Raw genomic sequence first — 11,959 nt, forward strand, 5'->3', positions numbered from 1 at the left:
CCACGGCTTCAGCGAATAGTTTGAGACAAACAAGGAAACGACAATGAGCCTGAGATCCACTCTGGCATCAGCCGAGCCGACGATCGCGCCCGGCGTGTACGACGCGCTCACCGCGAGCATCGCCGCCGAGGCCGGCTTCAAGGCGCTGTATCTGACCGGCGCCGGCATTGCCTATACCAAGCTCGGCCGCCCCGACATCGGCCTGGTGTCGATGATGGAGGTCGCCGACACCATCGCCATGATCCGCGACCGCGTCGACACCCCGCTCGTAGTCGACGGCGACACCGGCTTCGGCAATGCGCTCAACGTGCAGCGGACGATCCGGCTGTTCGAGCGCATGGGCGCCTCCGCCATTCAGCTGGAAGACCAGACGACGCCGAAGCGCTGCGGTCATCTCACCGACAAGGCCGTGATCAGCGCCGGCGAGATGGTCGGCAAGATCAAGGCCGCGCTCGATGCGCGGCAATCGGCCGAGACCCTGATCGTCGCGCGTACCGACGCGCTGGCGATCGAGGGCATGGAGGCCGCGATCGAACGCGCCGAGCGTTACGCCGAGGCCGGCGCCGACGTGCTGTTCGTCGAGGCGCCGAAGAGCAGCGAGCAACTCTCGGCCATCGCCGGTCGGCTGGCCTCCAAGCGTCCGCTGCTTGCCAACATGGTCGAGGGCGGCTCGACGCCGATCCATGCGGCGTCAGAGCTCGGCGCGCTCGGCTTCAAGCTCGTGATCTTCCCCGGCGGCATCGTGCGCGCGCTCGCCTTCTCGGCGCGGGCCTACTATCAGTCGCTGGCGCAGGCCGGCTCGACCAAGCCGTTTGCCGACCGCATGCTCGATTTCGCCGGCCTTAATGCGATGCTCGGTACCGCCGATATCCTGGCGAACGGCGCCCGTTACGCCGCTGACGACGAGGGGACCCGGGCATGACCACCTTGGATCCGATCACGCTTGCCGTGCTGAAGGGGCGGCTGGAGCAGATCGCCGACGAGATGGACGCGACCTTGTATCGCTCCGCCTTCAATCCGACCATCGCCGAGGCGCGCGACGCCTGCCACGGCATCTATCACGCCACCACCGGCGATACGCTGGTGCAGGGGCAGGGCGGCCTGCCGATTTTCGTCGGCGCCATGGCCTTTGCCGTGCGCGCCGTCATCGCCAAGGTCGAGAAGGAGGGCGGGCTCGAGGAGGGCGACACCTTCATCTTCAACGATCCCTATGACGGTGGCACCCATCTCAACGATTTCCGCCTGGTGCGTCCGGTGTTCCGTGACAACAGGGTGTTCTGCTGGATCGCCTCGGTTGGCCACTGGCTCGACATCGGCGGCAACGTCGCCGGCGGCTACAATCCGAAGGCGGTCGAGAGCTTCCAGGAAGGGATGCGCATTCCCCCCGTGAAGCTGATCGCGGCGGGGCGCATGAACCACGACATCCTCGGCATCATCGAAGCTAATTCGCGCGTGCCGATGTCGAACTGGGGCGACCTTAACGGCCAGCTCAACGCGCTCGATCTCGGCGAGGGCCGTCTGCGCGCGCTGCTCGACGATTACGGCGACAAGACCGTCTCCGATGCGTTCGAGGCGTTCTCCGACCGTGCCGAAACCTTGATGCGCGCGGCGATCGCCTCGCTGCCCGACGGCACCTATTCGTTCGAGGACGTGCTCGACAATGACGGCATCGTCGATATGCCGCTGACCGTCGCGCTCGATGTCACCATTGCCGGCGACACGCTGACGCTCGATTTCACCCGTTCGTCGGCGGCCTGCAAGGGCCCGATCAACATCTCGCGCTCGACCACGATCGCGGCCTGCTACGTCGCGCTGAAGCATGTGTTCACCGAGGTGCCGGCCAATGCCGGCTGCCTGCGGCCGATCTCGTTCGCGATCACCGACGGCTCGCTGCTGGCGGCAGGGCCGCCGAAGCCGGTCGCGGGCTATACCGAGACCATCCTGCGCCTGATCGGCGTCGTGCTCGGCGCGCTCGCCAAGGCCGATCCGTCGCGCGCCACCGCCGCGCCGTTCGGCACCATCAATGCGCTGTCGATCGCCGGCCATCGCAAGGACAACAGCCGCTTCGTGATGTTCTCGTTCTTCGGCGGCGGCCTCGGCGGCAACCCGGCGACCGACGGCCTCAACCACGCCAACAACCCGATCTCGACCGCGACCATTCCGCCCGTGGAAATCTTAGAGGCAGCCTATCCCGTCATGTTCACGCAATGGGCGTTGCGCCCGGATTCCGCCGGTGCCGGCACCCATCGCGGCGGCGTCGGTGCCGTCTACGAAGTCGAGCTGCTGGCCGATGCCGACGTCGCGCTGCTCGGCGAGCGCGGCAAGGCCGCGCCGTTCGGCGTCGCCGGCGGCGGTAGCGCCGCGCTCAATCATTTCGCCTGGCAGACGGAGCAGGGCGAGGCGAGCCCGCCGATGGTCTCAAAGATCACCGACCTGCATCTGAAAGCCGGCAAGCGCGTCCGGCTTGAAACGCCTGGAGGCGGCGGTTGGGGCCCGCCGGAGGCGCGGCCTGTCGCTGACGTTGCCCACGACGTCGCGCTCGGCTTCGTCTCGCCGGCGCAGGCGCGTGACGTCTACAAGGTTGCCGTGAAGGCAGACGGCGCGGTCGATGAAGCCGCGACGCGTACGCTCCGTGCGGGAGGTGCGGCATGAGCAAGCTCGGCACCATCGTCGGCGTCGATGTTGGCGGCACCTTCACGGACCTGTTCTACTTCGACGAGGCGAAGCGCAGCTTCCGCACCAACAAGGTGCCGTCGAACCGCGGCGACGAAGCGGTCGGCTTCCTCGAAGGCCTGCAAGGTTTCGGCGCGGTCTCGCATCTCACCTCGATCGTGCACGGCACGACGGTCGGCACCAATGCGCTCTTGGAGCGCAAGGGCGCGCGCATCGGCCTGATCACCACGCGTGGCTTCCGCGACGTGCTGGAGATGCGCCGCCGTGACCGCCGCAACACCTGGGGCCTGTGGGGCGACTTCGTGCCCGTCGTCGAGCGCGACATGCGCGCCGAGGTCGATGAGCGCGTGCTGTCGGACGGCACCATCCGGACCGCCGTCGATGTCGCGCAGGTCGAGGCGACAGCGCGCGAGCTCTTGGCCAAGGGCGCGCAGGCGCTGGCGATCGTGTTCGTCAACGCCTTCGCCAATCCGGACAACGAGCGCCGCGCGCTCGAAGCCGTGCAGGCGATCTGGCCGAACGACAACGTCGCCTGCTCCAGCCAGATCCTGCCGGAGATCCGCGAGTTCGAGCGGACCTCGACGACGGCGCTCAACGCCTATCTGCAGCCGGTGGTCGGCTCCTATTTGCAGAAGCTGCAGAATGCGCTCGAAGGCGAGGCGTTTGACGGCCGCTTCCACATCGTGCAGTCCAATGGCGGCGTGATGTCCACCGACGCGGCGCGGCGCTTCCCGATCCGCACCGCGTTGTCCGGTCCTGCGGCCGGCGTGATCGCTGCGGCGGAGATCGCCAAGGCGGCGGGCTTCCCCAATGTCATCACCGGCGATCTCGGCGGCACCTCGTTCGACGTGTCGCTTGTGGTCGATGGCGCGACGTCGCTGGCGGCGCAGACCACGATCGATTTCGGCCTCGTCGTGCGCACGCCGATGATCGAGATCACCACCATCGGCGCCGGCGGCGGCTCGATCGCCCATGTCGATGCCGGCGGCCTGCTGCAGGTCGGCCCGGAGAGCGCCGGCTCGCGGCCTGGTCCAGTCTGCTACGGCGGCGGCAACGACCGCCCGACGCTCACTGACGCCAATGTCGTGCTCGGCCGCATCAATGCGGAGAGGCCGATCGGCGGCAAGCTGAAGGCGCTCGACGTCGAGGCGGCCAAGCGCGCCATCGCCAAGCATGTCGGCGAGCCGCTCGGCCTCGGCGTGATGGAGGCGGCGGAAGCCATCGTGCGCATCGCCGACAGCAAGATGGCCGGCGCGATCAGGCTGATGTCGATCGAGCGCGGCCATGATCCGGCGCGCTTCGCGGCGGTGCCGTTCGGCGGCGGCGGCGCGCTGCACGTCTCGGCGCTGATCAAGGATGTCGGGCTCAAGGCGGCGCTGGTGCCGCGCTATCCCGGCGTCACCTCGGCGCTCGGCTGCGTCATCGCCGACATCCGCCACGACCAGGTGCAGACGCTCAACATGTTCGTCGACGGCCTCGACATCGCGGCGCTGACGCGCTGGATGCAGTCCGAGGCCCAGCATGCGCAGGGCGTGGTCAAGGACGCGCGGCTCGCGGTCGAGCGCATCGACACGCTGTTCGAGCTCGACATGCACTATGTCGGCCAGACCCACACCATCCGCGCGACCCTGCCGGCCGAGATCCGCGACGGCGTCATCGCGTTGACGGTCGAGGACGTCCGCAAGGCGTTCGAGACCGCGTATCAGAAGAGCTTCAGCCGGCTGCTGCCGGGCGTGCCGATCAAGATCGTCAACCTGCGCACGGCGGCGATCGGCGTGCGTCCGCGCTTCGACCTCGCGACGCTCGCGCCTGACAGCAACGCCGATCTCGGCAAGGCGAAGCTCGGCAGCCGCAACGCCTGGTTCGACGGCCAATGGTGGGACACGGCGATCTACGCCCGGCTCGATCTGCCTGTCGGCACCGAGGTGGCGGGCCCCGCGATCCTCGAGCAGCCGGATGCGACGACGGTGATCGCGCCCGGCTTCAAGGCGCGGGTGGACCAGTTCGGCAACGTCATCGTGGAGCGGACATGAGCGATCACACCATTCCCGCCGCGCACAGCGCGCTGCTGATCGTCGACCTGCAGAACGACTTCCTCGATCCCAAGGGCGCCTATGGCCGGGCCGGCCAGACCGCGGCTGACATCGCCGCGTTGCCGCCGCGGCTCAAGCCGTTCGCGGACCTGATGCGCTCCAAGGGCGGCTTCGTGATCTCGACGCAGTTCACCTTGGTGCCGGGCAAGGGCGGTGAGCCCCTGATCTCGCCGCACCTGAAGCAGCTGCGGCCGTTCCTCGCCAAGGGCGATTTCCTGCCGGGCGCCTGGGGCCATCAACTCGTCGACACGCTGCAGCCCGCCGATGTCACGATCGAGAAGATCGCGTATTCCGCGTTCTACATGACGCGGCTCGAATGGGTGCTGCGCAAATGCGGCATCGAGAAGCTCTATGTCGCCGGCATCGTCACCAATGGCGGCGTCGCCTCGACCGTGCGCGACGCGCATATCCGTGATTTCGAGACCGTCGTGCTGGAAGACGGCTGCGCCGCCTTCACCCCGGAGACGCATGCCACCGCGATCGCGGCGCTGAAGCCGGTGTGCCGCGTGACGTCGATCGCGGAGGCGATGACAGAGCTGGCGGCAGCATGAAGCAAGTCGCCTTGAACGGACACCTGCGGGGCCTCATGGTTCGAGACGCGCCGAAGACGGCGCTCCTCACCATGAGGGGTGATAATACCGCCGCAACCAAAATCCTCGTCCTGAGGAGCGCGCCGGAGGCGCGCGTCTCGAAGGACGGCCACGAGCGCCGTATGGGGCGCGCATGAGCACGATCGAAATCATCGACCGCACGCTCGAGTTCGCGGTCGATTGCCTGATCATCGGCGCCGGCGCGGCGGGGCTCGTCGCGGCGCTGTCGGCGATCGAGAACGGTGAGAGCGTGCTGGTTCTGGAGCGCGATGCCGTGCCGCAGGGCTCGACGGCGCTGTCGGCCGGACTCATTCCAGCGGCAAGCACGCGCTGGCAGACGGCGCTCGGCATTGACGACACTCCGTCGCGCTTCGCCGCGGACATCATGCACAAGGCGCATGATGAGCCGGATGCTGCGCTGGTGAAGCTGGTCACGACGACGATCGGTCCGACGCTCGAATGGCTCGCTGACCAGCATCAACTACCGTTCTCGCTGGTCGACAATTTCACCTATCCCGGCCATTCGCGCTATCGCATGCACGGCCTGCCGAGCCGCGCCGGACGCGAACTGATCGACCGGCTGCGCACAGCCGCAGAGGCGGCGAGCATCGATATCCTCTGCGACGCGCATGCGACGACACTGCTGCTCGATGATGACCGGCGTATCATCGGCGTACGCTTCACGCGGCCTGATGGCAGCAGCGACGAGATCGGCTGCCGCCGCCTGATCCTCGCCTGCAGCGGCTATGGCGGCAATCCGGCGCTGGTCGCACGGCACATCCCGCAGATGGCGAGCGCCACCTATTTCGGCCACGTCGGCAACCAGGGCGATGCGCTGAATTGGGGCGAGCAGCTCGGCGCGGCGACGAGCCATCTCGGCGGCCATCAGGGCCACGGCTCCGTCGCCCATCCCGCCGGCATTCTCATCAGTTGGGCCACCATCACCGAGGGCGGCTTCCAGGTGAACGCCAACGGCGAGCGCTTCTCCAACGAAGCGTCGGGCTATTCCGAACAGGCGGCCAACGTGCTCGCGCAGCCGGATGGAATCGCCTGGACCATCTTCGATGCGCGCATCGCCGGCATCGCCGCGCAGTTCGAGGATTTCCGCAACGCCGTCGCGCATGGAGCTGTGCTCGAAGCTGAGGACATCGCGAGCCTGGCGGTAGGCATGCGCGTGCCGGCCGACACGCTCGCGGCCACCTTCGCGGAGGTCGCGGGCGCGAAGTCGGAGCAGCGCATGGATCGCTTCGGCCGCAGCTTTGCCGGCGTGCCGCAGCTCGTGCCGCCCTATCGCGCGGTGAAGGTCACCGGCGCGCTGTTCCACACCCAAGGCGGCCTCGTCATCGACGACCACGCGCGCGTGCTGCGCCAGGACGGCACCCCGATCGACAATCTGTTCGCGGCCGGCGGCGCCGCCTGCGGCGTTTCAGGGGCCGATGCCTCCGGCTATCTCTCGGGCAACGGCCTGCTCACGGCGGTCGCGCTCGGCCGCGTGGCAGGGCTGGCGCGCTGAGCTAGCGCCGCGCGGCCTGCCAGCGCAGCAGCCGGCTCTCGGCGGCGCCCATTGCGAGCGCGGTGACATAGCCGATCACGCCGAGCAGCATCACGCCGGCGAACAGATCGGCGGAGCGGAACGCGCGTGCCGACAGCAGCACCCATTGGCCGAGACCGTCGAGGCCGGCGAGCATCTCGCAGACCACGGCGAGGATCAGCGCCACCGTCAGGCTCAGCCGCATGCCGGCGAGAATGTCGGGGGCCGCAGAAGGCAGCGCGATCTTGAAGATGACCGCGAGCCGCGACATGTGCAGCACCCGCGCCACCTCGTAGAGCCGCGGCTCGACCGCGCCGAATCCGTGGATGGTGCCGAGCAGCAGCGGCCACAGCGATCCGAACGCGATGACGAACAGCGCCATCCCCTGCGACAGGCCGAGCGCCGCGATCGCGACCGGAATGATCGCCGACACCGGCAGCGGCCGCAGCAGCTCCAGCGTTGGCGCAACGTAGAGGCGCATCGCCTTGGACGAGCCGATCATCGCGCCGAGCGCGATGCCGACGATCGAGGCGAGCAGCCAGCCATAGGCCATGTGCGCCAGCGTGCCCACGAGCTTGGCCAGCAGATCTCCGCTCGTGAAGCCGCGCATCAGCGAGGCCCAGGCGCGATTCGGGCCGGGCAGGAAGACGGGCGACACCCAGCGCTGATCGGCCGCGAGTTGCCACAGCGCGATGACACAAGCCGCGACGCCGAAGCTGGCGAGGCGCCAGCCGAGGACCGACCATCTCATGCGCCGTCTCCGATCAGGGCCGCGCGGCCGAACAGCGTCCTTTGCGCCGTCATCAGCGCGGTGTTGAGCACGAAGCCGGTGACGCCGATCCACACCAGATAGGCCAGCATCAGGTCGGGCCGCAGCGCCTGCTGCGCGGTCATGATGCCGGCGCCGAGGCCGAGCGGGTTGATCGCGATCTCCACCGTGACGGCCACGATCAGCGCGATGCCGGCGGCCAGACGGAAGGCGAGGAAGATGCGGGGCAGGGCGGCGGGAATGACGATCTTCCTGATGCGGTCGAGCTGCGTCAGCCGCAGCACGCGCGCGACCTCGATCAGCCGCGGCTCGATGCCGCCGACCGCGGCGCGTGTCATGATCATCACCGGCCAGACGCAGGCGAAGGCGACGATCGCGATCTCCATGCGGTAGCCGAAGCCGAGCGCGATCAGCGCGATCGGCAGCAGCGCCACCGACGGGATCGGCCTGATGGCCTCGATCGTCACCTCCATCAGCCGGTTGAGGATCTGCGAGAGGCCGAGCGCGATGCCGAGCAACAGCCCGATGGCACCGCCGATGAAGAGGCCGGCGAACGCAGACGCGAGCGTGTCACGCGTCGCGATCAGCAGCGAGCCGTCGGTCAGCGCGCCGAGCAGAGCGAGCGCGATCGCGCTCGGCGGCGCCAGCGAGTCGCTCTGCACGGCCGCAAGCCGCATCCCTGCTTCGAAGGCGAGCAATGAGGCGAGCGGCAGCAGCAGCGGCTTGAGACGCTCCGGCATGCTCATTCGCTCGCCTTGATGAAGTCGAACAGCGCGCGGCGCAGCCGCAGGAATTCGGGCTGCTCGCGCGTCGCCAATTGGTCGCGCGGCCGCGGCAGGCCGACCGTCAGTTCCAGCCCGACACGGCCGGGATGCGGCAGCAGGCCGATCACGCGGTCGCCGAGATAGATCGCCTCCTCGAGATCATGCGTGACGAACACGACGGTGGCGCCGGTGGAGGCGACCAGCGCCAGCATCTCGTCCTGCAGGCCCTGACGCGTCATCGCGTCGAGCGCGCCGAACGGCTCGTCCATCAGCAACACCTTCGGATCCTGCGCGAGGCAGCGCGCGATCTGCAGCCGCTGCTGCATGCCGCCCGACATCTCCGTCGGATATTTGGCGGCGTGGCCGGCGAGTCCGACCTTGGCCAGCAGCTCGGCGATGCGCGCCTCGCGCTGAGCGGAGGGCATGCCGATCGTTTCCAGCGCCAGCGAGATGTTGCCGGCCGCGGTGCGCCACGGCAGCAGCGCCTTGCCGTAATCCTGGAACACGACCGCGATCTCGCGCCGGGGCGCGCGCATCGGCTCGCCCTCGAACCGCACGCTGCCGCCGGTCGGCTGATACAGCCCGGCCGCGAGCCGCAGCGCCGTGGTCTTGCCGCAGCCGGAGGCGCCGACCACGCACAGGATCTCGCCGGCTGAGACCTCCAGGCTGATCGTGTCGATGATCGCCTTGCCGCCGAGGGTCAGCGCGACATTGTCGAACGCGATCTGCGTGCGCGCAGGCGAAGGAGACGATTGCACCAAAGCGAGGGCGGGCTCTGCCATCTCAGGCTCCCTTCGATTGCGGATAGACGATGCTGATCGTCGAGCGCAGATGCGCTTCCAGCCGCGCCTGCGCGGCGGCGGCATCGCGCGCGAGCACGAGATCGGCCAGCGCCTCGTGCTCCCGGATGAAGCCGCTGCCGTCGTCGAAGCTGCGCATCATCACGCGGCGATAGCGATAGGCCTGGTCGTAGAGATCGGAATGCGCCGCGAGCAGCCGGCGCGAACCGCAGCCAGCCAGCAGCGCGGTGTGAAACGCCTTGTGCAACTGGTCGAACTCCGGCGCGCCCTCGCGGAACTCGCTTTGCATGCGCTGAATGTAGCGGCGCATCTGATGCAGCGCGGCGATGATCCCGGCCTCCCATGAATCGCCGCCGCTCTGCATCGCCAGAAGTAGCGCCTCCTTCTCCACCACCGTGCGCATCCGCGTGATGTCGATCAGATCATCGCGGCTGACCTCGGCGACGCGAAAGCCGCGCTGGCCGATACTGACGATCAGCCCGCGCGACACCAGCCGCGACAGCCCCTCGCGCACCGGCGTCGGCCCGATCTCGTAACGCTTGGCGAGCTCGACGATCCCGAGCCGCGATCCGGGGGCGAGCACGCCCGCGACGATGTCGCGCTCGATCAGCGCTGCGGCGCGTTCGCTGAGCGTATCGCCGCTCGCCGGCTCGGTTTGCGGAAGCGGGGGCGCGGCCGTCATCAGTTGAGGGTCAGCGTCTTGAGGTCGAGCTTGCTCTGCAGCATCTTCTGCGCCGACATCACGTCGATCCACCATGCGAGCTGCTCGGGCTTCAGCACCGGTTCGGCGTAGTTCGGCGCGGTCAGCCTGACGAGGTCGAGCGGCTGCTTGGTGAACTTGGAGATGGCCGCCGAGGCCTTCTCATGATCGTTGTTGACGATCGGCGCCGCCTCGGCGATGGCCGCGCGGAATTTTTTCACCGTCTCCGGATTCTTCTCCGCCCATTCGCGCGAGGCTGCATAGAAGATGATTGGCTCGGTGCGCGCGAGCTCGGCCGCGTAGCGCGCGCCGACGGTGCCCAGATTGGCATTGGTGATGCGCATCACGAACGGCTCGGCGGTCAGCACGGCGTCGACGCCGCCCGACTTGATGGTGTCGGCCATCGTCGGAAACGTGACCTCGACGAAATTGACGCTCTTCGGGTCGACGCCCTTGTCGACCAGCCATTTCACGAACAGCACTTGCAGGAAGGCGCCGATACCGGGCGCGCCGACCTTCTTGCCCTTGAAGTCGTTCGGGCCGGTGATGGTGACGCCGTTACGGACGACGGCGGCGACGGCGTCGTTCGAGGTCTTGTTCATGATCGAGGCGCCGGCAACCGCGACGAGGTCGAGCCCGCCATCGGCCGCCTGCAGGAAGACCGTCGAAGTCGTCCCGCCGATCTGGACCGAGTTGGAGAGGAGGGCGGCGGGGATGTTCGAGTTGATCCCGATCAGCACCATCTCGGCGTCCAGACCGTGCTTCTTGAACAGGCCCTCGTCGACAGCGACCATTGCGGAGGCGCAGTCCGAGGTCGCGGTGCAGCCGATCTGGATCTTCTCGGCGCGTGCTGCCGTTGCCAGTGCGAGCGTCGCCAGCACCCAGCCGGTAACAGCACCCATGAGCCGATGACGCATTGGTGACTCCTCCCCCTGGAGGCCCGTTTGGACCCCTCTTGTTTATCGATATTTTGTATGTTTGTATATTTTCTGACAGAACACAAGGGGAGGCCGGCGTGAAACTCGCGACATTTCGAACCGAGGGCAGGGAGCGGATCGGCGTGGTCCACGCCGGGGATTCCAGGATTTTTGACCTGGCAGCGGCGGCCGACCGCGCCGGTCAAGCCAATCCCGCCTACGCCTCGATGCTGTCGCTGATCGACGCCGGCGATGCCGCGCTCGACGCGGCGCGCGCGCTGGTCGAGCGCTATGGCAGCGATGTGGATCTCTCGCGTGATGTTGCGGGTACCGAGCTGCTGGCGCCGGTGCCCGAGCCGCGCCAGATGCGCGACGGCATGTCGTTTCCGCTGCACATCCTGCAGGCGCCGCGCGGCCAGCGGAAGCTCGCGGCGCGCCAGCGCGGCGACACTGAGGAGCTCGCGCGCATCGATGCCGAGCCGCTCGGCGAGTTGCCGGAGGTGTATCGCCAAGTCCCGATCTTCTACATCACCAACCGCTTCAGCGTGCGCGGCCCCAAGACAACCGTGAAATGGCCGCGCTACAGCAAGGTGATGGACTACGAACTCGAATTCGGAATCATCACCAAGGGCCGGGGGAAGGACATCCCAGCCGCCAAGGCGCGCGACCACATCTTCGGTTTCACCATCTTCAACGACTTCTCCGCGCGCGACACCCAGCGCATCGAGATGGACGGCCGCCTCGGCCCGTCCAAGGGCAAGAGCTTCGACGGCGGCAACGTCATGGGTCCGTGGATCGTGACGCCCGACGAGATCGGCGATCCCTATCGCCTGAAGATGGAGGCGCGCGTCAACGGCGAGGTGCGCTCGCGCAGCGTCAGCGAGGGCATGCTGTTCCCGTTCGAGGAGCTGATCGCCTATATCAGCAAGGACGAGACCCTGATGCCCGGCGAGTTCATCGGCTCCGGCACTGTCGGCAATGGTTGCGGACTCGAGCTCGGCTGGTATCTCGAGCATGGCGACGTCATCGAGCTCGAGGTCGAGAAGATCGGCGTGCTGAAGAACAAGGTCGAGCGGCAGGACGTCTGATTCTGCGGCCGACGATAACAACCAAGAAAGATGC

Annotated in this window: 11 protein-coding genes; 6 read left to right on the forward strand and 5 right to left on the reverse strand. The window is 67.8% G+C overall.

What is annotated here, in order from left to right; translation table 11 throughout:
- Positions 1–43 precede the first annotated feature (43 nt).
- The 5 genes from ACQR1L_RS29480 to ACQR1L_RS29500 all read left to right on the forward strand — a co-directional run bounded on the left by ACQR1L_RS29480 (position 44) and on the right by ACQR1L_RS29500 (position 6,869).
- A complete protein-coding gene (locus tag ACQR1L_RS29480; protein ID WP_434861431.1) occupies positions 44–922 on the forward strand; it encodes an isocitrate lyase/PEP mutase family protein in 879 nt (292 codons plus the stop codon).
- The gene (locus tag ACQR1L_RS29485) at positions 919–2,652 is read left to right on the forward strand and encodes a hydantoinase B/oxoprolinase family protein (RefSeq protein ID WP_434861432.1); all 1,734 of its coding nucleotides are present in this window, start codon (positions 919–921) and stop codon (positions 2,650–2,652) included. The genes ACQR1L_RS29480 and ACQR1L_RS29485 overlap by 4 nt, the downstream gene beginning before the upstream one ends.
- Complete coding sequence (locus ACQR1L_RS29490) at positions 2,649–4,706, forward strand: hydantoinase/oxoprolinase family protein (protein ID WP_434861433.1); 2,058 nt, start codon at positions 2,649–2,651, stop codon at positions 4,704–4,706. The genes ACQR1L_RS29485 and ACQR1L_RS29490 overlap by 4 nt, the downstream gene beginning before the upstream one ends.
- Entirely contained in the window at positions 4,703–5,317 is a 615-nt protein-coding gene (locus ACQR1L_RS29495) for a cysteine hydrolase (protein ID WP_434861434.1), read from the forward strand. Before ACQR1L_RS29490 ends, ACQR1L_RS29495 begins: the two co-directional genes overlap by 4 nt.
- A gap of 172 nt (positions 5,318–5,489) precedes the next feature.
- The gene (locus ACQR1L_RS29500) at positions 5,490–6,869 is read left to right on the forward strand and encodes an FAD-dependent oxidoreductase (protein WP_434861435.1); all 1,380 of its coding nucleotides are present in this window, start codon (positions 5,490–5,492) and stop codon (positions 6,867–6,869) included.
- 1 nt (position 6,870) lies between these two features.
- Here the strand turns inward: ACQR1L_RS29500 and ACQR1L_RS29505 are convergent, their stop codons facing one another.
- Genes ACQR1L_RS29505 through ACQR1L_RS29525 form a run of 5 tightly spaced genes read right to left on the reverse strand, consistent with a single transcriptional unit; the run spans position 6,871 to position 10,837 of the window.
- Complete coding sequence (locus ACQR1L_RS29505; protein WP_434861436.1) at positions 6,871–7,638, reverse strand: ABC transporter permease; 768 nt, start codon at positions 7,636–7,638, stop codon at positions 6,871–6,873.
- Positions 7,635–8,402, reverse strand: a complete 768-nt coding sequence (locus tag ACQR1L_RS29510; protein ID WP_434861437.1) for an ABC transporter permease — start codon at positions 8,400–8,402, stop codon at positions 7,635–7,637. The genes ACQR1L_RS29505 and ACQR1L_RS29510 overlap by 4 nt, the downstream gene beginning before the upstream one ends.
- On the reverse strand, positions 8,399–9,202 hold the full coding sequence (locus ACQR1L_RS29515) for an ABC transporter ATP-binding protein (protein WP_434861438.1): 804 nt from the start codon (positions 9,200–9,202) through the stop codon (positions 8,399–8,401). Before ACQR1L_RS29515 ends, ACQR1L_RS29510 begins: the two co-directional genes overlap by 4 nt.
- Position 9,203: 1 nt before the next feature.
- Positions 9,204–9,902, reverse strand: a complete 699-nt coding sequence (locus tag ACQR1L_RS29520) for a GntR family transcriptional regulator (RefSeq protein ID WP_434861439.1) — start codon at positions 9,900–9,902, stop codon at positions 9,204–9,206.
- Positions 9,902–10,837, reverse strand: coding sequence for an ABC transporter substrate-binding protein (locus tag ACQR1L_RS29525; protein WP_434861440.1), 936 nt, complete (start codon positions 10,835–10,837; stop codon positions 9,902–9,904). The genes ACQR1L_RS29520 and ACQR1L_RS29525 overlap by 1 nt, the downstream gene beginning before the upstream one ends.
- A 98-nt stretch (positions 10,838–10,935) precedes the next feature.
- Between ACQR1L_RS29525 and ACQR1L_RS29530 the strand changes: the two genes are divergently transcribed.
- A complete protein-coding gene (locus tag ACQR1L_RS29530; protein WP_434861441.1) occupies positions 10,936–11,925 on the forward strand; it encodes a fumarylacetoacetate hydrolase family protein in 990 nt (329 codons plus the stop codon).
- Positions 11,926–11,959 lie beyond the last annotated feature (34 nt).

It is taken from the genome of Bradyrhizobium sp. HKCCYLR20261, from assembly GCF_051168435.1.
Lineage (GTDB): Bacteria > Pseudomonadota > Alphaproteobacteria > Rhizobiales > Xanthobacteraceae > Bradyrhizobium.